Annotated in this window: 25 protein-coding genes and 1 pseudogene; 20 read left to right on the forward strand and 6 right to left on the reverse strand. The window is 51.7% G+C overall.

Going from position 1 to position 25,279, the window contains the following annotated elements:
* The first annotated feature begins 28 nt into the window (after positions 1-28).
* Positions 29-442, forward strand: a complete 414-nt coding sequence (locus LOK74_RS06925) for an Lrp/AsnC family transcriptional regulator (protein ID WP_230045916.1) — start codon at positions 29-31, stop codon at positions 440-442.
* Positions 443-527: 85 nt separating this feature from the next.
* Here LOK74_RS06925 and cbpB read toward each other — a convergent pair whose 3' ends face one another.
* Positions 528-1,013, reverse strand: coding sequence for a cyclic-di-AMP-binding protein CbpB (gene cbpB, locus LOK74_RS06930; protein WP_230045917.1), 486 nt, complete (start codon positions 1,011-1,013; stop codon positions 528-530).
* A gap of 300 nt (positions 1,014-1,313) precedes the next feature.
* Between cbpB and LOK74_RS06935 the strand changes: the two genes are divergently transcribed.
* Positions 1,314-2,024, forward strand: a complete 711-nt coding sequence (locus LOK74_RS06935) for a hypothetical protein (protein ID WP_230045918.1) — start codon at positions 1,314-1,316, stop codon at positions 2,022-2,024.
* Positions 2,025-2,114: 90 nt separating this feature from the next.
* Here LOK74_RS06935 and LOK74_RS06940 read toward each other — a convergent pair whose 3' ends face one another.
* The 4 genes from LOK74_RS06940 to LOK74_RS06955 all read right to left on the reverse strand — a co-directional run bounded on the left by LOK74_RS06940 (position 2,115) and on the right by LOK74_RS06955 (position 4,995).
* Positions 2,115-2,960 carry a lipoate--protein ligase family protein gene (locus LOK74_RS06940; protein ID WP_230045919.1) on the reverse strand — a complete coding sequence of 282 codons (846 nt, stop codon included), beginning with the start codon at positions 2,958-2,960 and terminating at the stop codon, positions 2,115-2,117.
* Between the two features lie 694 nt (positions 2,961-3,654).
* Positions 3,655-3,924 carry an HPr family phosphocarrier protein gene (locus LOK74_RS06945; protein ID WP_230045920.1) on the reverse strand — a complete coding sequence of 90 codons (270 nt, stop codon included), beginning with the start codon at positions 3,922-3,924 and terminating at the stop codon, positions 3,655-3,657.
* Between the two features lie 32 nt (positions 3,925-3,956).
* Complete coding sequence (locus LOK74_RS06950; protein ID WP_230045921.1) at positions 3,957-4,643, reverse strand: LrgB family protein; 687 nt, start codon at positions 4,641-4,643, stop codon at positions 3,957-3,959.
* Entirely contained in the window at positions 4,633-4,995 is a 363-nt protein-coding gene (locus LOK74_RS06955; protein ID WP_230045922.1) for a CidA/LrgA family protein, read from the reverse strand. Before LOK74_RS06955 ends, LOK74_RS06950 begins: the two co-directional genes overlap by 11 nt.
* 348 nt (positions 4,996-5,343) lie before the next feature.
* Between LOK74_RS06955 and miaB the strand changes: the two genes are divergently transcribed.
* The 9 genes and pseudogenes from miaB (at position 5,344) to hfq (ending at position 16,350) form a co-directional block, all read left to right on the forward strand.
* Positions 5,344-6,852, forward strand: coding sequence for a tRNA (N6-isopentenyl adenosine(37)-C2)-methylthiotransferase MiaB (gene miaB / locus LOK74_RS06960; protein WP_230045923.1), 1,509 nt, complete (start codon positions 5,344-5,346; stop codon positions 6,850-6,852).
* 3 nt (positions 6,853-6,855) lie between these two features.
* Entirely contained in the window at positions 6,856-7,290 is a 435-nt protein-coding gene (locus LOK74_RS06965; RefSeq protein WP_230045924.1) for a YlbF/YmcA family competence regulator, read from the forward strand.
* 184 nt (positions 7,291-7,474) lie between these two features.
* Positions 7,475-8,032: an outer spore coat protein CotE gene (cotE, locus tag LOK74_RS06970; protein ID WP_230045925.1), complete on the forward strand. Its 558-nt coding sequence runs from the start codon at positions 7,475-7,477 to the stop codon at positions 8,030-8,032.
* A gap of 163 nt (positions 8,033-8,195) precedes the next feature.
* Entirely contained in the window at positions 8,196-9,563 is a 1,368-nt protein-coding gene (locus LOK74_RS06975) for a putative amidoligase domain-containing protein (protein ID WP_230045926.1), read from the forward strand.
* Between the two features lie 42 nt (positions 9,564-9,605).
* Positions 9,606-12,241: pseudogene (mutS, locus tag LOK74_RS06980) on the forward strand (DNA mismatch repair protein MutS).
* Between the two features lie 34 nt (positions 12,242-12,275).
* Positions 12,276-14,336 carry a DNA mismatch repair endonuclease MutL gene (mutL, locus tag LOK74_RS06985; RefSeq protein ID WP_230045927.1) on the forward strand — a complete coding sequence of 687 codons (2,061 nt, stop codon included), beginning with the start codon at positions 12,276-12,278 and terminating at the stop codon, positions 14,334-14,336.
* 1 nt (position 14,337) lies between these two features.
* Positions 14,338-15,123 (forward strand): class I SAM-dependent methyltransferase, encoded by a 786-nt coding sequence (locus tag LOK74_RS06990; RefSeq protein WP_230045928.1) that lies wholly within the window; start codon positions 14,338-14,340, stop codon positions 15,121-15,123.
* Position 15,124: 1 nt separating this feature from the next.
* Entirely contained in the window at positions 15,125-16,078 is a 954-nt protein-coding gene (gene miaA / locus LOK74_RS06995) for a tRNA (adenosine(37)-N6)-dimethylallyltransferase MiaA (protein ID WP_230045929.1), read from the forward strand.
* Positions 16,079-16,107: 29 nt separating this feature from the next.
* Entirely contained in the window at positions 16,108-16,350 is a 243-nt protein-coding gene (gene hfq, locus LOK74_RS07000) for an RNA chaperone Hfq (RefSeq protein WP_230045930.1), read from the forward strand.
* A 353-nt stretch (positions 16,351-16,703) separates the two neighbouring features.
* On the opposite strand, the gene eutB is transcribed toward hfq, so the two are convergent.
* Entirely contained in the window at positions 16,704-17,699 is a 996-nt protein-coding gene (gene eutB, locus LOK74_RS07005; RefSeq protein ID WP_230045931.1) for a hydroxyectoine utilization dehydratase EutB, read from the reverse strand.
* 42 nt (positions 17,700-17,741) lie between these two features.
* Here eutB and LOK74_RS07010 point away from each other — a divergent pair, with 42 nt between their 5' ends.
* From LOK74_RS07010 to LOK74_RS07050, 9 genes are all read left to right on the forward strand, one after another.
* Positions 17,742-17,945, forward strand: a complete 204-nt coding sequence (locus tag LOK74_RS07010; RefSeq protein WP_230045932.1) for a TRAP transporter small permease subunit — start codon at positions 17,742-17,744, stop codon at positions 17,943-17,945.
* A 168-nt stretch (positions 17,946-18,113) separates the two neighbouring features.
* On the forward strand, positions 18,114-18,569 hold the full coding sequence (locus tag LOK74_RS07015; protein ID WP_230045933.1) for a TRAP transporter large permease subunit: 456 nt from the start codon (positions 18,114-18,116) through the stop codon (positions 18,567-18,569).
* Between the two features lie 273 nt (positions 18,570-18,842).
* The gene (dctP, locus tag LOK74_RS07020; protein WP_230046932.1) at positions 18,843-19,196 is read left to right on the forward strand and encodes a TRAP transporter substrate-binding protein DctP; all 354 of its coding nucleotides are present in this window, start codon (positions 18,843-18,845) and stop codon (positions 19,194-19,196) included.
* 53 nt (positions 19,197-19,249) lie between these two features.
* The gene (locus LOK74_RS07025) at positions 19,250-20,419 is read left to right on the forward strand and encodes a M24 family metallopeptidase (RefSeq protein ID WP_230045934.1); all 1,170 of its coding nucleotides are present in this window, start codon (positions 19,250-19,252) and stop codon (positions 20,417-20,419) included.
* A gap of 45 nt (positions 20,420-20,464) precedes the next feature.
* Positions 20,465-21,445, forward strand: coding sequence for a cyclodeaminase (locus LOK74_RS07030; protein WP_230045935.1), 981 nt, complete (start codon positions 20,465-20,467; stop codon positions 21,443-21,445).
* A 154-nt stretch (positions 21,446-21,599) separates the two neighbouring features.
* Positions 21,600-22,847 carry a cystathionine gamma-synthase family protein gene (locus LOK74_RS07035; protein ID WP_420908731.1) on the forward strand — a complete coding sequence of 416 codons (1,248 nt, stop codon included), beginning with the start codon at positions 21,600-21,602 and terminating at the stop codon, positions 22,845-22,847.
* Between the two features lie 84 nt (positions 22,848-22,931).
* Entirely contained in the window at positions 22,932-24,140 is a 1,209-nt protein-coding gene (locus LOK74_RS07040; protein ID WP_230045936.1) for a M20 metallopeptidase family protein, read from the forward strand.
* A gap of 11 nt (positions 24,141-24,151) precedes the next feature.
* Entirely contained in the window at positions 24,152-24,313 is a 162-nt protein-coding gene (locus LOK74_RS07045; protein WP_230045937.1) for a hypothetical protein, read from the forward strand.
* A gap of 27 nt (positions 24,314-24,340) precedes the next feature.
* Positions 24,341-25,270 (forward strand): AAA family ATPase, encoded by a 930-nt coding sequence (locus LOK74_RS07050; RefSeq protein WP_230046934.1) that lies wholly within the window; start codon positions 24,341-24,343, stop codon positions 25,268-25,270.
* The last annotated feature ends 9 nt before the right edge of the window (positions 25,271-25,279 follow it).

Raw genomic sequence — 25,279 nt, forward strand, 5'->3', positions numbered from 1 at the left:
ACTTACGTGATGAAAGGAAAGAACAGAGATGATTGATCGAACCGACCGTGAAATCCTGCACTGGCTGAAGCAGGATGCACGTATGCAGTGGAAAGAGATTGGGGAGAAAGTACATCTGACCGGACAAGCAGTGGCTGCACGTATCCGCAGATTGGAAGAGATGGGGGTGATCGAAGGTTTTACAGTGAAACTGGATCAGGCCAAGTTGGGTCACCCGATCACCGCTTTGGTCACCGTGTTTATGAAGTCTTCCAATCATCGCGCTTTATGGCAGTTTCTTGCCGATCATCCGATGGTGGAGGAGGCCTATCGCATCAGCGGTGAGGGATGCTTCTGGTTAAAAGTGTCCGCTTCCTCTCAAAAGGAACTGAACCACTTTTTAGACGATGTGCTGCGGTACGGCAACTACCGGCTCAATCTGTCCATTGAGAAAATTCGCTGAACCGCGAAGCTGTATAATAAAACGCTTCTGCTGCGTCAGGCACCAGAAGCGAGGCCAACGAAACCAACCAGGCGATGGCCGAACGTTATGTTGTCTTTTTATTTCGAAAGTATCGATAAACGATGGCGAGAATCGATTTCCGGGTAAGGATGCCGACAAACCGGCCAGCATCATCTTCGATGCAGACAAATGGATGATTGATCGACAGTTCAAGTGCCCGCAAGAAAGTATCGCTGTCCTTCATGCGAGGGATTTTGCTGTTCATGACCTCTACCACCTGATGTTCGTGCAGTGTTTCGTATTCGATCCGCTCCATGCCGAGTATGGATTCTAGAATCAGTGTTTTGCTGATTTGTCCGCAGATTTTGTATTCTTTATCCAAGACGGGGATCGCTGAATACCCCGATTTAATCAACACCAGTAAAGCGTGTTCCAGCGAATTGTTCAATTGTACATGTGCAACCTGTGAAGCGGGGATAATCAGTTCTTTGATTTCATTTTCAAGAAGTTGTCGGGTTTGAGGATCGTTCACGCCTTTCACTCCTTTGCCAGCGTCTCGTACATCGTTCATGATACGGTTTTCCTTTACGTTTGTAAAGCGATAGACGCTGAAGCCGGCGACCCATTCATGGTCATGTGCAGTGCCATCCCATCGTTATCAAAACGATATCGGTTGGGGCATAAGAAAACCCGGCCTGACAGACCGGGTAAAAATGAATCGAGGTGTGGAATCATCGTTCCCTTTTCAGTATTATGCAGCAAACCGCTCGGCCTGACACTAGGAAGTTGAAGGAAAATACGGGCGCAACGTTTGGTCTGTATGGTTCGTCTAGGCAGTAGGCATGTGAATAGAGGCTCAGGAGGAACGAATGTGATTCGAAGAAAATCATTGTTGTTATTCTGTTTTCTCATCATCGCGGCAGCCGTCACGCTCTGGTATGCTGGACAGCCTCAGTTGTACCCGGTTCAGGCAGAGGACGACATAGAGCCAGAGGCTGCCCAACTTGATCCGGTACCAGACTGGTTATATGAAGACGTGAAGGCGCGTTTGACGGGGAACGCTCAAGCATTGCTGCAGCCTTCTTCACTTACTGTCGTTCGTACTCATCTTCGCTATGACGAAAAGACTGGACAGCGGCAGGAGCCGGAATTGGCTGTCTTTGTTACCTTGGATCATCTCAACGGTTTGTTTGTTTTGTACGCCCAACAGGACGGACGCTATCAGCCTGTTTATGTAAAGGAAGAGCCCGTATACGGCGTTCAACTCTTCTCTGTCGGAGGCGGAGAGACCTTGGTGTTTACCAGCGGGTTTGGTGGTACCGGCATCCAGGAAAACAAGTTGCATGCCCTTCGATACACGCCGGAGGGATACAGGGAAGTGTGGAGCGATATTGGATATGCTCACACCGCTTATCCTGAGGAGATTCAGGTCACTTACGGCAACGTGCAGATGAGCATGTCCGGTGATCTGGTGTACCTGCGGCTGCAACAAAAAAGGTCGCCAACCGGTGAAGTGCAGACGGAAACCAGCTCGAGCGAGACACTTACATACGATGAACAAACGCATCAGTACATACCGTAAATCAGCAAGGAGAACCGCAAATCAGTCACATATAGGGATGTGACTGATTTTTCTTACGACACGTCATCCTGTATCGTTCTCATCCATCGTCTATTTCGGCAACTGCCAGTCAGTCCGCAATAACTCATCAGCCGTGTACGAAAATAAGCCAAGCCTGTTTTGCAGGTGATCGCGTGCTTTTACCACAGCTGCCAGCGGCAAGGAGAACGGGATCCGCTCGCACTGCCAATGGGCGGAAAATGCATCGTAGATCACTTGCTTTACCTCATCTACAGATACGAGGCGCCCTGCTGCTTCGCTGAGGCTGCCAATCGTGGAGGCGTAGATCGACGGTACCGGCCGACTCTTTTGCTCCATCTCGGCCAAACCGGCCTCCTGATAGAAGAATTCCATTCTCTCTCCCCGTTCCCGTCCGCTTCCCTCTACATTGATGCATAATTGCAATATAGCTCCTTGCCTGGTACGGCGCTGGGCCATCCCACCAATCTTTTTGCCATCGATGGAGAAATCGTAATCACCTACGCAGTAGGAGCCAATCACTGGCCCCACAACAATCCGTCCGTAGTGCTGTAGCCCGAGCTGCATCGCCTCAGCTGCAAACTGGAAAAACGTATCAAGCGGAACACCTGTATTCGGTAAGTGAAACGCTATATTTAACACACCACTGTCCAGCGGGACACATGCACCTCCCGAGGAGCGAAGCACGACACCATATCCACTCTGCGCGATATGGCGCAAGGCCTCCGGCAGCCGAGGCAGTTTGGCATCGCGGCGCCCTAGAAACAACCCGCGGTCATATATCCAGCAGTGAATGATCGGGACGGCCTCTGGCCGATCCATTCCGTTGGCGATAGCCTCGTCAAAGGCAAGCGGTTCAATCGGCTGCGACGTGTGTGTACCAGAATCAATCCAATGAAAGAGACGGGGTTCTGGCATGGTGACAGCTCCTTCCTGTGCTGCGAAAGTCCGTTTCCCATTATACACCCCAGTCTTCCGTTTTTCTATCAGGAGTCCTGTCGCCTAGCTCTTGCCTTCTTTTTGATCCGCGGGCGTGATCTTAACCAAATGTATCAGATGATGCTGGGCTCCTAACGTTGACCAAGTCAGGAATCCTTAGTGTTGAAAGAGGCAGTTGTTGGGAAGACCGCTGTTTCGACATGAGAAAACTCCCTCTGTTTATTGCGGAGAGGGAGTTCGGAGCAAAACTGCGTAAGAGTTGGAATGTAGGCTGAGACAGCATGGCGGGCAAGCTGCCAGGTGAACATATCCTTACTAATACGGTCTGTAAGGTGGAATCGGCCCGTAGGGAGGTATGAAAATGGGTATAAAGACGACGCGTGGCCTGCGAAATCTGCGGTAGGGTCTGCGAACTTGAGGATTGCTTGCGATCAATAACGACAGTGGCACACGCAGCCTGCGTGAAATGGTGAACAGGCTCTCACCCGGTCGGGCATAATAAGGATACATGCTGTTATCACCCCTCGTATGCCATTTTGATCATAGTCTATGTATGGGGTGAACGACAGGGAAAGACGCTTGCCCACCTTGAGGAAAAATAGACGGCAGAGTCCGAAACGAAAAAAGTCCAGACGATCACAGTCTGGATTTCGCTTTCGTCCAGCAACTTTCCTCAAACACCATCCTGCTGCTCTTCACGGAAATAGGGGCACAAGCATCCAAGCGCCTGATCCGCATCGGAGCCTGTCGCCCGAACCACAATGGTCAGCCCCTTGATGGAGGGAAAAAAGCTCATGGCGCTAAGCGGATTTTTCACATTGATCTGCCGGTTATTGGCCTCAATCAAGATATAACTGTCAAATCGGTTTGCATCCCGTACCAACTGCGTGATTTGTGCAGGCAGCAGTCTGCGGGTCATCGTAATACTGATCTCTTTTTTCATGATTTTACCCTCCTACGCGGTTAGCAGGTGCATCAAAACCAGAAGGTGTACAGTTCTGGTGAGACCACGGCAACCAGTGCAGCAGCGATCGTCATCCCTAAACTGCCCATTACTCCTTCCTTTTCCCCCCATTGGGCGGCACGAGAGACGCCGACAAGAGAGGCTGCCGTGCCAAGTGCCAATCCTTTGACCATGTTGCTGTTTACCCCGGCCAACTGCAGAAGAGCGGGGCCGATCAAGATCCCGGTGAGACCGGTCAGAACGGCGAACAACGCGGTCAATTCCGGGAGTCCACCTAGCAATTGAGAGACGGAGACCGCCATTGGGGTGGTGACGGATTTGGGTACCAGAGAAGCAATCGTGGTGTGAGCAAATCCAAGAAGATAAGCAAGCCATATCGCACAAGCGATTCCAGCTCCTGATCCAAGCGTCACCCCTGCGACAATAGAACGGAAATATCGCTGCAGGAGATGTCTGTATTTGTACAGCGGAATGACCAAAGCCATCTGAGCTGGCCCGAGAAAGAAGGTGATGGAGCGGGTGGCCGATTGGTAGGTGGCATAATCAATATGCGTGATCCACAGGACGGCAATGATCAATAGTGGACTGATCAATACCGGACTGGTCCAAATCCCGCCGATCTTCTGAAACAGGACACACCCAACGACATAAGCGCCCAATGTCAAAATCACTAACCAAGTCATGAGGTCATTGTTCATCGTTTCGTCTCTCCCCTCTTTTCAACATCATGGCCGCCCACGCCGTGCAGATCAGAACGATGGCTGTGCTCAATACGATAATGACCAAGAGACGCCAACCGCCCTGTGAAAGTTCCGGCCAGTAGTTCATCATCCCGACGACTAGTGGAACAAGAAACAGCATCATATGACGGGTGAAAAACCGGCTGGAGAGCTCCCAGCGCTCCGGTTTTACAGCTCCAGTCCACAGCAGAAACAGCATGAGAACCATACCGGTCAGCACGGGTGGAAAAGGGAGCGTGATCACCTTGTGGAGCAGGACGGCGGCCCCATAAAGCACACTGAGCAAGAGGATTTCTACGAGCAGTTTCATTTCTCATTCCCCCTGGTTGCGGCAGCAGTCCAATCGTTTTTCACCTCGATCTTCATCTTACTTGTAACTATAAAAGAGGAAAGAAAAAACGGCAAGTTAAATGTAAGATAAAATAACATAAATAAAACGGTTACATCAATAAATAGCACGCTGAATCGCATGATTAGGAAAAAATGCACGCATTATGTAATTTTATATTACATATTAGTGACACATGAGGCCTGCGAGTTCCACTCTATCCACAAACTTTTGGGAAAACGCTGCTTATTTTTTATCATCGATGGCTTTCTTGTGTTATAATGACTTGATGTAGCAAAAGAAAATACAACAAATGTTGAGGTGATAGAAATGACAGTGAAAACGGAGGGAGCGGACTTAAAATCCGTCAGCCCGAAAAAGACGACGAAAGACTACAGCCAGTATTTCCAGCCGCCTTCCCTGAAGGATGCCAAAAAACGGGGCAAGGAAGAAGTGAAGGTTCATTATAATTTTTCCATTCCGGAAGAGATGGCCGGGATTGGTCATGGAAAACATTTCCTGATCAATACCTATGGCTGCCAGATGAATGAACACGATAGTGAGACGATGGCCGGCATTTTGCGTCAAATGGGCTTTACGCAAACGAACGATGAGTTGGAAGCCGACATCATCTTGTTTAATACCTGTGCTATTCGCGAAAATGCCGAGGATAAAGTGTTTGGCGAACTGGGACACATGAAGTCGATCAAACGAAACAATCCCAACCTGATTCTTGGGGTTTGCGGCTGCATGTCCCAAGAAGAAGCGGTTGTCAACAAAATCCTTTCCAAGTACCAGCACGTCGATCTCATCTTCGGAACGCACAACATTCACCGCCTGCCGGTGCTGCTGCGGGATGCCATGTTTGGCAAGGAGATGGTGGTAGAGGTTTGGTCCAAGGAAGGCGACATCATCGAGAACATGCCCAAGCTGCGGGAAGGCAACATCAAAGCCTGGGTAAACATTATGTACGGGTGCGACAAGTTCTGCACGTACTGCATCGTACCGTACACCCGTGGAAAAGAGCGCAGCCGACGCCCGGAAGATGTCATTGCCGAAGTGCGTGAATTGGCCCGTCAAGGCTACAAGGAGATTACGCTGCTGGGTCAAAACGTAAACGCCTACGGGAAAGACATTGAGGGCCTCTCCTACGGATTAGGCGACTTGATGGATGATATTCACAAGATCGATATTCCACGGGTGCGCTTTACGACCAGCCATCCGCGCGACTTTGACGATCGGTTGATTGAAGTACTGGCGAAGGGGGGCAATCTGGTTGAACACATCCACCTGCCGGTACAGTCGGGTAGTTCAGAGGTACTGAAAAAGATGGCTCGCAAGTACACGCGCGAGCATTACCTTGAACTCGTTCGCAAGATCAAAGAGGCGATTCCCAACGTAGTGCTCTCTACCGATATTATCGTCGGCTTCCCCGGCGAAACGGAGGAACAGTTCCAAGAGACGCTGTCCCTGGTAGAGGAAGTAGGGTACGATTCCGCTTATACTTTCATCTATTCGCCGCGTGAAGGGACGCCTGCTGCCGGTATGGAAGACAACGTTCCGATGGAAGTGAAAAAGGAACGGCTGCAGCGCCTGATGGATCTGCAAAACCGCATCAGTTTGGAGAAAAATCTCGCTCTTGAAGGACAGGTGCTGGAGGTGCTGGTCGAAGGGGAAAGCAAGAACAATCCTGATGTGCTCTCTGGACGGACACGGGCGAATAAACTGGTCCATTTTGCCGGCGACAAATCGCTGATCGGTCAATTCGTCAATGTTCGCGTCACAGAAGCGAAAACGTGGACCCTGCGCGGGGAAATCGTCACCAAGGTAGAGGTGTAGAGGATGAGCCAAACAATGATTACGCACAAGGAAATCTTGGAGAAGGCACGAGAATTGGCCGGCATGATCGCAAGGACCAAGGAAGTCGATTTTTACAAACGGGCCGAACAGCAGATCAAGCACAATGAACGGGTTCAAGAGATGATTGACGAATTAAAACAAAAGCAAAAGCAGATGGTCATGTTTGAATCGATGAACAAAATGGATCTGGCCCAAAAAATAGAGCAGGAATACAATCAACTGCATGACGAGCTGGACAGCATTCCGATCGTTGCCGAGTTTAAACAGTCACAAGTAGATGTCAACGACCTGCTGCAGATGGTGACCAATGTGATCACCAACACGGTTTCGGAAAGGATCATTCTCGACACAGGCGGCAATCCGCTGACCGGTGAAACAGGGGGCGGACCAGAGAAGAAAACGGGTGGCTGCTGCTAGGCAGCCCCTTCTTCTTACCCTCTCTCGGCACAGGCACAGCACCGGGGTGTTTCTTCGTATATATAACTTTGGAAGCTGCTCAGGGTCGTCAAGTTTTTCCCAAAACGGTACCTGCTTTTCTTGCACCCTAGACGAATGACCTGCATACAAATGTACAGAAACGTTGTATGGAGGAGGGAACGAAATGTCGGGTACAGACAAAGACCTGCAGTGCCGGGAACTCATCGCAAAAGCCGTATGTGGCAAAGGACATAAATTTTCCCAAACGACACATACCATTTTGCCATCACATACACCTTCGACCATCCTTGGATGCTGGGTTGCCAATAACAGTTTTCAGGCGGAAAAAGTCGGAGATGCGATCGAAATTACTGGTACGTATGACGTCAACCTGTGGTATTCATTCAAAGACAACACGCAAACAGAAGTAAAGAAGGAAACGGTCTCCTATTCCGAACTGGTACCCCTGTCCTTCTTTGACAGCCACTGCCGGGGTGACTTGGAAATCATCGCACACGCCGTCGAGCAGCCCAAGTGCGTCAAAGCAGAGATTTCCGGAGGCGGTACGGTAACCGTTCGCGTAGAGAAGGAGTTTGCGGTTGAAGTGATTGGTGAAACCAAAGTATGTGTCGTCGTATGCGCGGGTGGTTGCGATGACAAGGATTATGACGGCGGCTTTGATGAAACAAGCGACGAGTTTGACGAATTCGAATCAACCGATTTGTTTGATGAATTGGACTGATAGAGAGGGGACGAAAGACTCCTCTCTTTTTTTCTTGACGTCGTCCGGCAACAACAGCGGCAGCATACTTCCGTCATACTGTCGTGTACCGCATCACGTCTCTTATTTCCCTGGCATAGGCTAACGCATAGCCTGTGATCACTGGCGGAGAGGGGCGGACGGTATGGTCGAAACCACGGTGCGTCCGAATTCCGACAATGTGTCTGATGCGTCCGGCATTGTCTTGGATGACACGACTCTGAATCGACGTCATGCAGTCGATCTTTGTAAACAGTATATGCCGTTGCTTTCTGTTTTACGTATGAATGGTATCCCTGTTCTTCCGATTTCTCGACAGCGACCAGGAGAATCGAGGAAACCCGGACCAGCAAGACGATATTATGTACACCTGTTTCAGCAGCATCTGCTTTGCCTATTAAGGGCTGAGACACCAAGTGTCTGGCTGCATCGTCAGGCAGAGAGTCGGGAGAGCCTGCGTTTTTCCCAGACAATCCACCTCCCGGACGATCCTGAGCAAAAGCAGGTGCAGCAGTTGGCTGTCCGCAGTTTGTATGCGGCGGGACTTGACTATGGCGCCGTTTACCTCGGCGCGTACAGCCCCAATCGCATACGTGTGCTGGATGTTCATCCAACGCCACTGGGAGACAGGAATCTGCTTCTTCCACTTTACCGTGAGGCATGTGAACGGTATCGACAGCAGCAAATAGAGGAAGAGCATACCCGGCCCGAAGTGGTATTAGGGGCTGATCCCGAATACGCGTTGCGCGATCCTTCAGGACAGATCGGGATTGCGTCGCGCTTTTTGCCAAAGCGCGGCATGGTCGGTTGCGACGCCGCCAGGCTGCGAGATGCCCCGTTGTCCCGCGAACACCCGCTGGTGGAGTTGCGACCTGACCCATCCGATGATCCTGACGTGCTGTTTGCTCATATCCGTCATGCGCTTCACAAGGCGGCCAACATGATTACCGACCGTTCATTGGAGTGGATCGCAGGAGGTATGCCGTTTCCGGAGTACCCGATTGGCGGTCACATCCATTTCAGTGGCGTTTCTTTCAGTTTTCAGCTGGTTCGTGCGTTAGATACCTATTTAACGCTGCCGCTTGCGTTGGTCGAGGATCCTGGCTGCCGCGAGCGGCGGCCCCGATACGGGTTTCTCGGTGACTTTCGTCTGCAGCCGTATGGTGGGTTTGAATACCGCACCCCGCCTAGTTGGCTGGTTACGCCGATTGTCACACGGGGAGTGCTCTCGCTGGCAAAGCTGATCGCTGCCAACTACCGACAGTTGCGACAGCAGCCGCTAGGCGATCCGCGAGTACAGCGAGCATACTACACGGGAGATGCAGCACGTTTGCGGCCGATCGTTGAACAGCTATGGGGAGAACTCGTCTGGCTGCCGCAATACGATCGCTTTCGTCAGGCACTCGATCCGCTGTTTGACTACTTATGGTCCGAGACAGTCTGGCCAGCGGACAAAGATTTTCGTTCTGCGTGGGATTTGCCTTCAGCTCTCAACAAGCGTCGCAAGGCATGATATAATAAAGGACGAGATTTGATCCAGTAGGAGCCAATAATCATGGAACAATACACGCCGATGATTCAACAGTATCTGGCGATTAAAAAAGAGTACCCGGACAGCTTCTTGTTTTTTCGCCTCGGTGATTTTTACGAGATGTTCTTTGACGATGCGATCACAGCTTCCCGTGAGCTGGAGATTACCTTGACCGGACGTGACGGGGGTGGAACCGAACGGATACCGATGTGCGGCGTCCCTCATCATTCGGCCGAGAACTACATCGCCGAGTTGGTAAGAAAAGGCTACAAAGTGGCGATCTGCGAACAGGTGGAAGATCCGAAAACGGCTAAAGGCGTTGTCCGCCGGGAAGTCACCCGTGTGATCACTCCCGGCACGATGATGGAAGACAAGTACTTGTCGGCCAAGGAAAACAATTATCTGGTGGCGATTGCCGCAGTTGGCGGCAGGGAAGGAGTAGCAGCCGCAGATGTAAGTACGGGTGAGATTCTCGTCACCTCCGTGTCGGCTTCGGGTGAAGGTGGTCTAGAGGAGGCACTCCAATACCGACCGAGCGAGTTGATCCTCTGTGGGGATCTTCCTGCCTCATATGCAAACGGGCGAACCGTTACGCTGATCACAAGGGATGAGGTGGACCCCACGTCTGCCAAACAGCAGTTTTCTACCGAGGCAGGGAGCCTCGATGAGGCGATGCTGCTTGCCGTCAATGCCCTGCTTTTATACATAATCAGGACGCAGAAGCGCAGCCTCAGTCATCTTCGCCGCCTGCTCCCATACGAAGCCAGACAGTTTTTGCAGATGGATCCCTTTTCCCGTCGCAATCTGGAGTTAACAGAGACCATACGGGACAAGCAGAAAAAAGGTTCGCTGCTCTGGCTGTTAGACAAGACAGAGACAGCGATGGGCGGACGGATGCTGCGCCGCTGGATCGAACGTCCGCTCTTGGATGAAGCGCAGATTAATGAGCGGTTGCAAGTGGTGGAGCAGATCAAGCAAGATCTGCTGCTTAGAACCGACATCCGGGAAGCGCTGCATCAGGTGTATGATCTGGAGCGATTGGCGGGGCGCATCGCATACGGCAGCGCTAACGGGCGGGATTTGGTGCAGCTTCGCCATTCGCTGGAAGCGATCCCCGCGCTGAAAGAACGGCTGCTGGCTAGTGGGATGCCGGAGCTTTCCCGGTTAACGGAAGGGATGGACGAATGCAGCGATCTGGTTGAATTGCTGGGACGGTCACTGGTCGATGATCCCCCGGTCTCCGTACGCGAAGGGGGGCTCATCCGCAGCGGCTATGACGCCTACCTGGACAAACTTCGTGAGGCAAGCCGGGAAGGGAAGAACTGGATCGCCCAGTTGGAACAAGCGGAACGGGAGGCAACCGGGATTCGCTCGTTGAAAGTAGGCTTCAACAAAGTATTTGGCTATTATCTGGAAGTATCCCGTGCCAACCTGTCCGCTATACCGGAGGGACGCTACGAGCGAAAACAGACGTTGGCTAACGCTGAACGATTTATCACTCCAGAGTTGAAAGAAAAAGAAGCGCTGATTCTGGAAGCGGAAGAGAAAATGGTAGAACTGGAATACCAGTTGTTCGTGCAGATTCGCAGCGAGGTTGCTGCCCATATTCCGCGCATCCAGACCCTAGCCGAGCAGGTGGCTGCTGTGGATGTGCTGCAATCGTTTGCAACGGTAAGTGATGAACGGCGATTTGTGCGCCCCGAGCTGGCCGCCGATGGCGAATTCGTGATCCGCGATGGCCGTCATGCTGTGGTCGAGGCGGTGCTGGACAAGGAGACCTACGTCTCCAACGATGTGGAATTAAATCATCAGGACCGACAGATTCTCTTGATCACCGGTCCGAATATGGCCGGGAAAAGCACGTACATGCGGCAAATCGCGCTCATGGCTGTGATGGCTCAGATTGGTGTTTTGTGCCAGCCAGCTATGCCCGTCTGTCCCTTGTGGACCAGATCTTTACACGAATCGGTGCTGCCGATGACTTGGTTGGCGGCCATAGTACCTTCATGGTGGAGATGCTGGAGACGAAAAACGCACTCTCGAAAGCAACTTCCCGCAGTTTAATCCTCTTGGACGAGATCGGCCGCGGTACGTCTACCTACGACGGGATGGCGCTTGCCCAGGCGGTGATCGAGTACATCCATGAGAGAATTGGCGCCAAGACACTGTTTTCCACCCATTATCACGAATTGACTTCATTGGAAGAGAGCCTGCCGCGGCTTGTCAATGTGAACGCCCGCTGCGAAGAGCGGGATGGGCAGCTGCTGTTTCTACACAAGATTGAACCGGGACGTGCCGACAAAAGTTATGGGATTCACGTTGCGCAACTAGCGGAGCTGCCCGCAGAGGTGATTTCACGTGCTCGTCAGATCCTACATCAGTTGGAGACAAAACGTGATCAGACCCAAGTGGAGCAGATCAGTTTGGATTTATTTGGCGAGACGGCGGCTGCCGAGACAGGGACGATGACGACCGGGTCGAAGCGGAAAGCATCTACCAGTCATCACCTCCCGTCTGAGGTTCCTGATTCGGTAGTGCCTCCGATTGCCGACGCTGATCAGGAGGTCCTGCGGGAACTGCTGGAGACGGACCTTGACCGACTCCCGCCGATTGAGGCTCTGGTGAAACTTTCCGACTGGAAGCAACGTTTAAAGAAATAACCGGTCACCGGCCGGAGACAAAGGAGCGGGTTCGATGGGACGCATCCGCGTGATGGACAGTCAGTTAAGCAACATGATTGCCGCCGGTGAAGTAGTGGAGCGGCCGGCTTCGGTTGTGAAAGAACTGGTGGAAAACGCGATTGATGCCGGAGCCCGCAGGGTTGACGTAGAAATCGAGGAAGGCGGCATTCAATCGATCCGGATCAGTGATGATGGCTGCGGGATGGATCGGGACGACTGTGTCTGTGCTTTTGAACGGCATGCGACTAGCAAAATCAGCTCTACCCGCGACTTATTTCACATACGCACACTTGGCTTTCGCGGAGAGGCACTGCCCAGCATCGCCTCAGTAGCCAAGGTAGAGCTGCGCAGCAGCGAATCCAGTGGTCAGATCGGGACAAAAGTGGTCGTGGAAGGCGGCCAAGTAACCGACGTTTCCGATGTTGCTGGCGTAAAAGGGACGGAAATACTGGTGCGGGACTTGTTTTACAATACACCTGCACGGTTAAAATACTTGAAATCCATCTCTACTGAAGTTGGGCACATCACTGATTTTATGAATCGCCTGGCCCTGACAAAGGCAGATATCGCCTTTTCGCTTGTCCACAATGGAAAGACGATCCTGCAGACAAACGGTGACGGTAAACTGCTGCACTCAATTGCTTCCATTTACGGTGTGCAGGTAGCCAAGCGGATGTTACCTGTAAGCGGCGAGTCACTTGATTTCCGTTGGAACGGCTTTGTGTCCGGAACAGAGGTGACGCGGGCTAGCCGCTCCTATCTTTCCCTGTTGATCAATGGACGCTACATCCGAAGCCACTATCTCAACAATGCCGTCATGCGCGGCTATCACACCCTGCTTCCGACCGGTCGCTACCCGATCGTCATCCTGCAGATAGAGATGGATCCGGCTTTGGTCGACGTCAACGTGCATCCCGCCAAGCTGGAGGTGCGCTTCAGCAAGGAACAGGAACTGTGTGAGCAAATCGAACAGTCGATCCGCACCACGTTGCGAGAAAATCTCTCGATCGTCCAGCCGCTGCAGGCAGAAAACAAATGGAATCGTCCGAGGGAACGGGTGGTGCAATCCCAGTTTTCGTTTGCCCCTGCTTATTCGCTTGATCGCTCTGCGCCCACTTCCGCGGCAAGGATTCGTGAAACAAGCTACCAACCGCCGGCAGTGAACTGGGGCCCATCATCCACCGAACCGATGCTGCCAATCTCGAAGGAGGACATCCATCATACGGTATCTTCCGCGGAGCAGTCCTCGTCACCCATGAGAACAACAGGTGAAGTTGGTCAATCGACTGATTCCGGTGCGGAAGCGGATGTGCAGGGGCTAGTCGCCAGTCGTCAGATGGTGGTTGAACAGGCGGAACAAATGTCTGAAACGATCATCACAGATAGAGAGACGAGCAATGGGAAAAAATACCCTGCTGCAGAAGAGAAGAGATCGTTCAGGGAAACTTTCGCTGACGAACAGCCAATAGACAGGGAACGGTCAGTAGTGCCGGAGTTATATCCGGTCGGCCAGGTTCACGGTACGTACATTGTGGCACAAAATGAAACGGGCATGTACCTGATCGATCAGCACGCTGCTCAGGAGCGCATCTATTACGAACTTTTCATGGAAAAACTGCTACACGAGAGTAAGGCCAGCCAATTGCTGCTGTTTCCTCACACGGTAGAATGCACGGCCGGCGAGGAGGCACTGCTTAAGCAGCGATTGCCGCTGCTCCACTCATGCGGCCTTGAGATCGAATGGTTTGGCAGCCGCACCTTTCTCGTCAGGGCACATCCGCAATGGTTTCCCGCGGGAAGTGAACTGGACGTGATTGATGAATTGATCCAACTTGTCCTAGAGGCGGGGGATAAGGAAGCGATTGACATTCGTGATATTAGGGAAAAAGCGGCGATCATGATGTCGTGCAAGGCTGCGATCAAGGCAAATCGCTATCTGACCCAGGCGGAGATGGAGGCACTGTTGCAACGGCTGCGGGAGACGACCAGCCCTTTTACCTGTCCGCATGGGAGACCCATTGTGGTCCACTTTACCAGTTATGATCTGGAGAAAATGTTTAAGCGAGTGATGTGAGTTGATCGTAACCACCGGACTTGGGCCTAGTTCGTCCACACGAATACACGCTGAGCAGCTGGCCGCGTCCTTTGGTCTGCCGTTGGTTGAGCGCGGCGAACGTTCGCTTGACGAACTGCGCTCTCTCCACCAGACAGACCGCATCCTGGTGGTCACAGCCAAAGGGGCTCGGATTGAATCAGCAGGGGAAAAACCGTTCTTTTTTCATCCAAATACTGCCTCTTTTCGTATAAAGCGCCTGGAGCGAGGCGATACTGATACCATGCTTGCAGTCTGCCAAATTCAGCCAGGCGATCACGTACTGGACGCTACGATGGGGCTCGGGGCCGATGCGCTTGTCTTTGCGCATGGGGTGACAGCATCCGGCCGGGTAGTTGGCGTTGAAGCCCGAATGGAAGTGGCTCTCATCGTCAAGGATGGGCTCCGCCACTACCGTGCGGAGGAAGAAGCACTACGGCAGGCAATGGATAGAGTAGAGGTTGTGTGCTCCCATCACCTTCCCTTTTTGCAAAAACAACCGGATCGCTCGTTTGATGTCGTCTACTTTGACCCGATGTTTCAGCAGGAGGTTTCCGCATCTTCCGGGATCCAACCGTTGCGATTGTATGCAGAGGCGGGATTGCCTGACGAAGTGACGATCTGTGAAGCGCTGCGTGTGGCCAGACGGCGGGTGGTGCTTAAAGAGGGAAAAGCAGGCAGGCTGTTTGAGCGATTTGGATTTACACCTTTTCGCAATCGTCGCGATCAGGTTACATATAGTTATAAAGAGACAGACGGAGGGGAGTGACGTGCAGCCGAAAGAAAGACTGGTGGTAATTGTAGGTCCGACTGCCGTAGGCAAGACTGCTCTCAGCCTATCGCTGGCAGAACGTCTGGACGGTGAAATCATCTCGGGTGACTCCATGCAGGTATATCGATATATGGACATCGGTACGGCCAAAGCATCTCCCGCTGAGATGGCTGTCGTGCCGCACCACTTGATTGACATTGTGGACCCTGATGAAGAGTACTCTGTTGCCCACTTTCAGCAAATGGCGACACGTCTGATCAGAGAGATTAATCTGCGCAACCGTCTGCCGTTTATCGTAGGAGGTACCGGCCTGTACATCGAATCGGTGACGCATCGCTTTCAATTTTCCGAAGCGGAGCAAGACCCGGAACTGCGGGAGAGACTGAGACGAATGGCAGAGGTTGAAGGGCTTCAGTCTCTCCACCGCAGACTGGCGGACATAGACCCGATTACCGCGGAGCGGCTTCATCCCAATGATGTGAAGCGTGTGATTAGGGCAATCGAGATTTACCAGTTGACAGGGAAGAGAATGGCCGACTATCAGCACCGTACCGAGCATTCGCCATATGATTTGTACATGATTGGTCTGACCATGGATCGGGAATTGCTGTATGAGCGGATTAATGAGCGGGTAGATCACATGATCGCTGCCGGGCTGGTGGAAGAGGTGCGGCAGCTCTTGGATCGGGGATATGATCCCAAGCTTGTTTCCCTACAGGGCCTTGGCTACAAGGAACTGGTTCCTTATCTCTATGGGGAGTGTTCACTGGAGCAGGCGATTGCCGAGATAAAAAAGCGAACACGTCGTTTCGCCAAGCGGCAGCTCTCGTGGTTTCGCAGGATGCCGGAGATCAATTGGTTTGATTTGAGCAGTCCTGCCAATTATCCGACGATTGTCAATACAATTCATCGTACATTGGCAGGAAAGTTTCACCATACACCGAATATATAACTTACAAGTCCTGTTAGGGGGTAATGAACATGAAGCAGTCGATCAACATCCAAGATACGTTCTTAAACCATCTGCGCAAAGAAAATGTAGCCGTCACCATCTACCTGGTAAATGGATTTCAGTTGCGGGGATATATTAAAGCATTTGACAACTTTACGATTGTGATTGACAGCGAAGGAAAACAGCAGTTGGTATACAAGCATGCCATCTCTACCTTTACGCCGCAACGCCCCGTTTCGCTGGTACCACCTGAGAACAACAACCAGCAGTAGGAAGCGATAAAAGCCGGACCTATTTCCCGGCTTTTCTGCTACTTGACTGATCTGGCCGTGAGCCGCAATACTGATGATCCGCCCCTTTGAGGACTTTCAACGCGAGGCGAATCAAACGACAAGTGCCCTCCACTCTGTGAAGGGCACTTTTTGCTGTGCTTCTGCCTACTATTGAATGACCCGCCCTTACTGTACTGTAGTTCATCGGCGATTCCGGACCCGCGCCGATTGACTGACGCTGCCGTGCGATACGGGGATCATGGTAACTGGCGTGATAGGAGTCTTGTCCGCGCTATGTGCTTCTCCGATACCCCACGATATGACAAGGCCTGGCGGCGGCGAATTCGATCCCATTATCCTGTTGCGTATTTTTGGGCGATGGCTGTAACCACTGACAAATCAACATTGCAACCGCTCATGATGCACACCACATTTTCGCCAGGGCGTACTATATGGTGCTGGCGAATCGCGGCTATGCAGGTTGCTGCTGCTCCCTCCACGATCATGCGGTGATGCTCCAACACATAGGCCACTCCTCTGGCAATTTCCTCCTCCGAAACGAGATAGACATCATCCATCCAATCTTTTGTCATTTGAAACGTGTACTGATTTTCCAGGCCAATCCCACCAAGCAGGCTGTCGGCCAATGTCTGTTCTTCTGGCAGTACAAGTGGTTTTCCCGTTTTCAGGCTTTCATACATAACGGCTGATTTTTCCATCGAGACACCAATCACCTGAATCCTCGGGTCAATCGATTTCACAGCGAGTGCAATGCCGCTCAGCAGTCCACCGCCGGATAGCGGGACGATCACCTTATCCAGTCGTGGCAGATCTTCGACCAGCTCCAATCCAATCGTACCTTGTCCGGCAATCACATAAGGATCATCAAACGGGGCGATAATCGTCAATCCTTGTTCCTGCTGCAGCTTTTCACAATGTTCACCAGCTTCATCCTGGCTTTGTCCAATCATCACCACTTGGGCGTGGTAACGACGAATCCGGTCCACTTTTGCTTTTGGCACCCTGTTGGAAATGCAGATCACGGCGGGAATCCCCATTTTGTTGGCCACGAATGCTACGGCAAGTCCGTGATTTCCTGTAGAAAACGTCGTTACTCCTTGCTGCTGTTGCAAAGCAGGTAGTCGCAACAATTTGTTTGCTGCGCCACGAACTTTAAATGCGCCGATATCTTGAAGTTGTTCAAGCTTCAGGTGTATGGACGCACCTGTAGCCTCTGACAGCGCATGAGAAAGGACCAGAGGAGTTCTCCTTACAACACCGCTGATCATGGCTCGTGCCTCGTAAATGTCCCGGATTGAGAGTGTTTTGGGCAATGCGCGTTCCGGCATCCAATCCATCCTCCTAACATTATTCTCAGTGCCTTCATCAGTTTGATTACGGCATTGGCTTTGCTTGTCGTCACCTACTATTGCTATCAATACGTGCTGTTTTTGTTTGAAAACGGTCGTGTCAGCAACTCGCTGCGGGTGCCGATGTATTTGCTCATGTTGTGCGCACCGATCGGGCTGCTGTTGATGAGTGTACAATTCTTCGCTACCGCCCTCGTCAACCTGACAAGGAAGGATGGGGCTTAACGGTTGCCGCAATTGGCAAACCGATGCGCGGCCGAATGCTGAGGGCAGGCTACCGTGACAACGACATTATGGCGCTCATTGTCAACGGGGCGGATACGGCAATCCTAATCCATTGTATTGTTCTTCTCTATTTGCTGCTATTTCGAAGCGAAGCGGAAAAACGTTCCGGTGACAGAAAAAGCAACATGGGCGGAACGCGGGAAAGCGACGAAAGAGGTGCTTCTTCCCTTCGGATTTCCGGTTCTGATTCTCGGCGGCATCTATTCAGGCGTTTTAAGTCCGGTGGAGGCTTCCGCAGCCACTGTCTTGTACGCCTTGATTCTAGAACTCTCCATCTTTCGCTCGATCAAAGTGGCAGATGAATCAGCATCACCCATCGGCCATAAAGACTGGCTCTGCAAGGAAGCAGAGGCAGCGATCCCGAGGAATGAGTATCCACAGGTCGCAAAATCTCGCTCTGCAAGGAAGTCATTCGACGTAGCCATCGCGAGGAAGGAGGCGGATCGAAAAGGGGCAAGAAATCGGGGAAACAAATCATCTGCAATCATGAACACAAGTAGGGGGGAAACGAATATGTCAAAATTGAGGAAACTTTTTGTCATCATTCTGGTCCTAAACACTTAGCTATCGTTGGAGCGGTAGGTTCCTCAGGATCTGAGACCGCAGGCAGCACGACAGCCAGTGCAAACGCTGGTGGCAGTGAGGAAAAATCGAAATCAAGTTCGCTCACGAAGAAGCAGAAACAGACTTGCAGGGTGTTTATGCAAACAAGTTTAAAGAGCTGCTCGAAGCAAAAACGGACGGCAAAGCATTCACGGAAATCATCGCTTGCGAATACGAAGTACACAGCACAACATGAAAGTGATGCACTCCTGGTCTGAAGATTTTGACAGAATCATGGCCAACAAGCCGATTAAGACACCCGATGACCTACAAGGATTCAAGATGAGGACACAAACGTCCCCGCTGATGGTGAAGTCCTATAAAGTATTCGGTGCAAACCCGACTCCTCTCGACTTCTCTGAAGTTTACACTGGATTGCAGTTGGGCACCATTGACGGTCAGGAAAATCCCAACTTTTTTATTGAGAGTTCCAAGTTGTTCGAAGTACAGAAGTACATGATCGATGCGCGAAAAGGTTTGCCCAACAGCAGATTGGTCGATGCCACATTACTCGTCAACTCGGTACGTGTGATCAAATCAGACCAAGAGGCACATATGCATTTTTTTATGATTCCAATAGGCAGTTGAACCATTTGATTGTAGTTGTTGCTAGAGGAGGAAATCTAGTGGGAGATGCTCTGTTGAATTTTGATATTTCAGAGTATAAAGAAAGGTTGCAAAAGACGAAACAGCGTATGGAACAAGCTGGAGTTGAAGTGCTGATCGTGAGCGACCCGGCCAACATGAACTATCTATCCGGTTATGATGGGTGGTCTTTCTACGTGCACCAATGTCTCATCGTGTTTGACGATGAGGAGCAGCCGCTTTGGATCGGTCGTGGTCAAGATGCAAAAGCTGCCGAATATACTACATGGCTGAGCAAAGAAAACATCCTCTCTTATGCCGATGACTATGTCCAATCTACCGTAAAACATCCGATGGATTTTGTGAGTGACGTGATCAAGAGCAAAGGGAAAGCAGGCAAGTCGATTGGCGTAGAAATGGATAACTACTATTTTACGGCAAAGTGTACGGCAAGCTTGCAAAAAGGTTTGCCAAACAGCTCATTCGTTGATGCCACATCCCTGGTGAACTGGGTGCGGATCATCAAATCTGACCGGGAAATCGAGTATATGAAGCGAGCCGGCAAGATTATTGAAAAAGCGATGAAAGTGGGTCTGGAGTCGATCAAGCCAGGTATTCGTGAATGCGAGGTTGTCTCCAGGATCTATGAGGCGCAAATCAGCGGTACGGATGAATTCGGCGGAGATTATCCCGCTATTGTGCCACTTTTGCCAGCCGGTGAAAAAACAAGTACGCCACACATCACCTGGTCGGACAGTCGTTACAAGGACGGCGACCTCGTTATTTTGGAGCTGGCAGGATGCCACAAGCGCTATCATGCTCCGATGGCGCGCACGCTCTCCCTCGGCACACCTTCGCAAGAGGTGCTCGATCTGGCGGAGGCGGTGACGGAAGGGATTGCCGAAGCACTAGCAGTGGTAAAACCAGGTACGACAGCGGAGGAAGTGGAAGCAGCGTGGAAAAAATCGATCAGCAAGCGCGGCTTTGTGAAGGATTCAAGGATCGGGTACTCTACGGGCTTAAACTACCCTCCCGATTGGGGTGAGCACACCGTTAGCTTGCGTGAGGGAGACAAAACAGTGCTGCAACCGAACATGACGATTCACCTGATCCCGGGGATCTGGAAAGACAACTACGGCGTCGAGATCAGTGAAGCGTTCCGCGTCACCGAAAACGGATGTGAGGCACTGTATAACTTTCCGCGCCAGCTTTTCATAAAAGAATAGCGTTGCATAGTTTGGTAGCAACTGTTGCGAAAAGGAGGGTGTTGGATGCTTATTTTCCGTGAACAAGAGATCCGCCAACACATCGATGTCGATCCGCAAGCAATCGCAGTTGTTGAGCAGGGCTTCACGAGCTTGTCGAACAAGGAGGCGACCATGCCGCCGATTATGCGCGTAGACGTATACGAACACAATGGTGAAGTCGATGTGAAAACAGCGTATATCAAGGGACTTGAGATGTTTTGCATCAAAATCTCGTCAGGGTTTTTTGATAATCACAAACGGGGATTGCCGAGCGGAAATGGCATGATGCTGCTAGTCGATAGTCAGACGGGTATACCGAAAGCGGTTCTCTTGGACAACGGGTATTTAACAGATGTCCGCACGGCAGCCGCCGGAGCGATTGCTGCAAAATATATGGCACCGCAAAAGATCGAAACAGCAGGGGTGATTGGCGCCGGTTCGCAAGCGAAGTGGCAAATGAGGGCTCTTAGCAATGTTCGAAGGTTTCACAATATTATCGTCTATGCCCGCAGCGAGCAGCGGATCGCGGACTTCGTCCAATCGATGAAGCGAGAGCTCGGTGTCAACGTAATCGTCGCCAAGAGCGCCGAAGAAGTAGTTAGAGAAAGCAATGTAGTCGTGACTACAACCCCGGCTAGTTCACCCGTGATTCGAGCAGAATGGCTGCATCGGAGATTGCATATTACCGCAATGGGTTCTGATGCGGAACACAAACAAGAGCTTGAGCCAGCCGTGCTTGCACAGGCGGACCAGTATGTATGTGATTCTGTCCCGCAGGTCGCTCGTCTTGGTGAACTGCATCACGCGATTGATGCAGGTGTTATGCAGTTGACAGATGCCAAGATTGAGCTGGGTGACATAACGTCCGGAAAACGAACCGGTCGGGAAAACGAGCAGCAGATCACGGTTTGCGATCTGACTGGTACGGGGGTACAAGATACCGTAATCGCCCTTCATGCCTACAAAACGCTGACCAAGAACGGTTTGGGATTGGAAATCTCATAGAACGAGGTGCCCCACCTCTGTTCTTCTTACCAGCCAATAACCATATAGTAACAAATTATGAAAACAAATCCATCTGTGCCGTGCGGTAAGATTTCCGCAGCGAGAGCGTACGGGAGAAAGATAAAAAACATGATGTAGTGAAGGAGTGTTGGACGTGAGGGTAAACCCACAGAACAATGTAAACAAGATTTTTGACCGCAACGAAACGATCGGTACGCGTGCGGTATGGGCAGGTGAGGGTGAATATTTGGTCGAAGGTGCGACACAAGTCCCTGTGGTGCACAGCGTATCGTTCGGTTATGACGACATCGATTACTGGTTGGAAGTGGCGCTGGAAAAGAAACCGGGCCACATCTACAGCCGCAACACCAACCCGACTGTCCGTGCATTTGAGGAAAAAGTTCGCATTCTCGAGGGAGGGGAAGCCGCAACCAGTTTCTCTACCGGTATGGCCGCCATCAGCGGAACATTGTTTACGCTCTTGTCCCCAGGAGATCGGGTCGTCACCATCAAAGACACCTATGGCGGAACAAACAAGATCTTTACCGAGTTTTTGCCGCGCTTCAACATAGAGGTTCAACTTTGCGATACGACAGACCATGAACAAATCGAAGCAGAGATTGCCAAAGGGGCGAAAGTGGTCTACCTGGAGAGCCCTACAAACCCGACCGTAAAAGTTACGGATCTGGAGCGCTTGATCCGAGCAGGTCACGCGGTTGGCGCTGTCTGTGTCGTAGACAATACGTTCGCCACCCCTATCAACCAGAATCCGATCTCACTGGGTGCGGACATCGTGATCCATAGTGCAACCAAGTTCCTGGGTGGTCATGCCGATGCGCTAGGCGGCGTAGCAGTTGGCCGCGCAGATCTGATCAAGAAAATCTATCACTACCGCGAAATCAACGGTGCGACGCTTGACCCGATGGCAGCCTACCTGCTCCTGCGCGGGATGAAGACCCTGCATCTGCGCATCAAGCAGCAAAGTGAAAGCGCCATGAAGATCGCCCGTTTCCTGCAAACGCAACCACTCGTTGACAAGGTGTTTTACCCAGGTTTGGAGACGCATGAACACCACGATATCGCCAAGAAACAAATGAACATGTTTGGCGGGATGCTAAGCTTCAGCCTCAGAGGGGATATCGACGCCGTTCGTCACTTTTTGCCGAAGCTAAAGTATGCTCACCTCGCCGCCAACCTGGGTGCAGTGGAAACCGTCGTCGGTCCTGCACGCACAACAAGCCACGTTGAATGTACACCTGAAGAGCGCGCCGCGATGGGGATTCCGGAAAGCTTAATCCGTTACTCTGTCGGGATTGAGGACACTGATGATTTGATCAACGACTTGCAGCAAGCCTTCGATTATCTTGCCGCCCAGATGCCGGAGCTGCTTCAAACGAGGTAATACGTGCCCGAGAGATGCTGCCAGAGATCTTTACGGACTGGATCACATGAAAAACGAATATAGCAAGAATCAGAGGTGGGGCAGATGAAGGTCAAGAATGACTCCATGGTTGCTGAAGCGGAAGCGATGTTTCCTCTGCTGCAGCAATGGCGCAGACATCTTCATCAATATCCTGAGTTAAGTTTTCAGGAAGTGGAGACTTCCCGATTTGTAGTGGATCAATTAAGCAAAATGCCAGGCGTGCATATCCAAACAGGTATCGCCAAAACGGGTGTCATCGGCAGACTCTCTTGTGGCAGTGGTCCGACAATCGCGATTCGCGCCGATATGGACGCGTTGCCCATTGTGGAAAAAGCGAACCAGCCCTATTGCTCCAAACATGATGGCGTGATGCACGCTTGCGGCCACGATGCGCATACGACGATTCTGCTCGGTGCGGCAAAACTATTAAGTGAACGAATGGCAGAAGGCTCGCTGCAAGGGACAGTAAAGTTCCTGTTCCAACCGGCGGAAGAAAACGCCGACGACTTGGGATTGACCGGTGCTCCTTACATGATCCGCGAAGGTGCGCTGGACGGTGTCGATGCCGTCATCGCCTTGCACATGAATCCGGGAAATCCGTACGGAGAGATGCTCGTGCATGACGGTTACAGCATGGCCAATGTTGATACGTTTCAGGCAACGGTGATGGGGACGGGCGGTCACTGTGCTTATCCACATCTCGGAACAGATCCGATCTGGGTGCTTGGCCCGGTGTTTCAAGCGCTGCACGGCATCGTGACTCGGCGTGTCACGCCGCTGGAGCCGGCTGTGATCAGCATCGGATGCGTAGAAGCTGGCTCTACCTTTAACGTGATCCCCACTGAGGCAACAGTAAAAGGGACCCTCCGCAGCTATGATCCGGCGATTCGCGAGCTGCTGATTGCGGAACTGGAAAAAGCGTTCAGTATCGTCAAAAACCTGGGCGGCAACTATACGCTCCACGTCGTACGCGGCGAACCGGCCCTAAAAAATGACCCTCGCGTCAACAGATGGATTCGGCAAACGATCACAGAGCTGTATCCGGAAAGCAGGATGATCGCCAAGCCGTTCGGACTTGGCGGAGAAGATTTTGGTTGGATGACGCAAGCCGTCCCGGGAGCGATGATTTTCCTCGGTGCGGCCACTCCCGATGGAGTCGTCCGCGACTTGCATACTCCGATTTTTGATATTGATGAACGCGTTTTGTCAATGGGCGCAGCTATATTCGCACATACAGCGAGCAAGTTCTTGGAAGGCGTCTATCAAATGTAAAGGTGATTCACATGTCGCATAAATTGGCGTTGATCGGGTTTGGTGTGGTCGTCACGAAGTCAATACATGGATGTCGCAGCAGACATGAAGAGTGTTCGATTCACCAACCAAACGGAAAAGTTTCCCCGCCCACCGCGTATACTGGTGATATGATGCTGAAAGCGGGTGAGTAAAACGTGACGCAACCGGCGAACTCATCGATGAGGAGCAAAGAGGCGGAGCCTTCCCACCGCATACAGGTCATCATCAACCATCCTGCAGCCCCCAAGCAGCCCCAGACGCTGGCCGAAAAGGTGCGGACCACAGCGGGGGCCGAGCTCGTACAGGTATTTGACGAGTTAGAGCGGATGATCGGTCTTTCCGAAGCAAAACGAGTCATGTACGAGATCTATGCCCTGCTGCGAGTCAACCTGGAACGGGAAAAGCAGAAGCTGAAGCAGGAAAAACAGGTATATCACATGGTGTTTACCGGCAATCCGGGTACGGGAAAAACGACCGTAGCCCGTATCGTCGGCAAGATTTTCAAGGAAATGGGAATTCTGCCGAAAGGGCATATGATTGAAGTGGAGCGGGCCGACCTGGTGGGAGAGTTTATCGGTCACACAGCGCAAAAGACGAGAGATTTGATCAAGAAAGCGCTGGGTGGCATTCTTTTTATTGACGAGGCGTACTCGCTGGCCAGAGGCGGGGAAAAAGATTTTGGCAAAGAAGCGATCGACTGCCTGACAAAAGCAATGGAGGATCAAAGGGATGAGTTTGTCTGCATCCTCGCAGGCTACACAGAAGAGATGAACGACTTCTTGTCGCTTAATCCCGGTATGCCTTCCCGCTTTCCGATCCAGATTCACTTCCAGGATTACAGCGTGGAGGAGCTGTTGCAAATCGCCGACTTGCTTGCTGCCGACAAAGAGTATGTGCTATCGTCACAGGCTAAGGAGAAGATGAGGCATCAGTTGATCAAGCTTCGCAACGACCCGTATCAGGTGAACTTCAGCAATGCCCGGTATGTACGCAATCAGATTGAACAGGCGATTCGTGCTCAGGCTGTCCGCTTGCTCAATTTGACAGAACCGTCTCGCGAAGAACTGCTGCTCTTGCGGGCGGAGGATTTTACTTTTATCCAAAGTTGAACGAGCAAG

The sequence above is a fragment of the Brevibacillus humidisoli genome, from assembly GCF_020923435.1.
Classification (GTDB): domain Bacteria; phylum Bacillota; class Bacilli; order Brevibacillales; family Brevibacillaceae; genus Brevibacillus_E; species Brevibacillus_E humidisoli.

What these genes read in the sequence shown, in the direction of transcription:
- LOK74_RS06950 (WP_230045921.1), bottom strand. Translation starts at nt 4,643, where the DNA reads ATGAACAATGACCTCATGACTTGGTTAGTGATTTTGACATTGGGCGCT.
- dctP (WP_230046932.1), top strand. Translation starts at nt 18,843, where the DNA reads ATGGCCAACAAGCCGATTAAGACACCCGATGACCTACAAGGATTCAAG.
- miaB (WP_230045923.1), top strand. Translation starts at nt 5,344, where the DNA reads ATGACAGTGAAAACGGAGGGAGCGGACTTAAAATCCGTCAGCCCGAAA.
- LOK74_RS06965 (WP_230045924.1), top strand. Translation starts at nt 6,856, where the DNA reads ATGAGCCAAACAATGATTACGCACAAGGAAATCTTGGAGAAGGCACGA.
- LOK74_RS07040 (WP_230045936.1), top strand. Translation starts at nt 22,932, where the DNA reads ATGAAGGTCAAGAATGACTCCATGGTTGCTGAAGCGGAAGCGATGTTT.
- LOK74_RS07050 (WP_230046934.1), top strand. Translation starts at nt 24,341, where the DNA reads ATGAGGAGCAAAGAGGCGGAGCCTTCCCACCGCATACAGGTCATCATC.
- mutL (WP_230045927.1), top strand. Translation starts at nt 12,276, where the DNA reads ATGGGACGCATCCGCGTGATGGACAGTCAGTTAAGCAACATGATTGCC.
- LOK74_RS06955 (WP_230045922.1), bottom strand. Translation starts at nt 4,995, where the DNA reads ATGAAACTGCTCGTAGAAATCCTCTTGCTCAGTGTGCTTTATGGGGCC.
- cbpB (WP_230045917.1), bottom strand. Translation starts at nt 1,013, where the DNA reads ATGAACGATGTACGAGACGCTGGCAAAGGAGTGAAAGGCGTGAACGAT.
- LOK74_RS07030 (WP_230045935.1), top strand. Translation starts at nt 20,465, where the DNA reads ATGCTTATTTTCCGTGAACAAGAGATCCGCCAACACATCGATGTCGAT.
- LOK74_RS06945 (WP_230045920.1), bottom strand. Translation starts at nt 3,924, where the DNA reads ATGAAAAAAGAGATCAGTATTACGATGACCCGCAGACTGCTGCCTGCA.
- LOK74_RS06925 (WP_230045916.1), top strand. Translation starts at nt 29, where the DNA reads ATGATTGATCGAACCGACCGTGAAATCCTGCACTGGCTGAAGCAGGAT.
- hfq (WP_230045930.1), top strand. Translation starts at nt 16,108, where the DNA reads ATGAAGCAGTCGATCAACATCCAAGATACGTTCTTAAACCATCTGCGC.
- LOK74_RS07045 (WP_230045937.1), top strand. Translation starts at nt 24,152, where the DNA reads ATGTCGCATAAATTGGCGTTGATCGGGTTTGGTGTGGTCGTCACGAAG.
- LOK74_RS06940 (WP_230045919.1), bottom strand. Translation starts at nt 2,960, where the DNA reads ATGCCAGAACCCCGTCTCTTTCATTGGATTGATTCTGGTACACACACG.
- cotE (WP_230045925.1), top strand. Translation starts at nt 7,475, where the DNA reads ATGTCGGGTACAGACAAAGACCTGCAGTGCCGGGAACTCATCGCAAAA.
- eutB (WP_230045931.1), bottom strand. Translation starts at nt 17,699, where the DNA reads ATGCCGGAACGCGCATTGCCCAAAACACTCTCAATCCGGGACATTTAC.
- LOK74_RS06975 (WP_230045926.1), top strand. Translation starts at nt 8,196, where the DNA reads ATGGTCGAAACCACGGTGCGTCCGAATTCCGACAATGTGTCTGATGCG.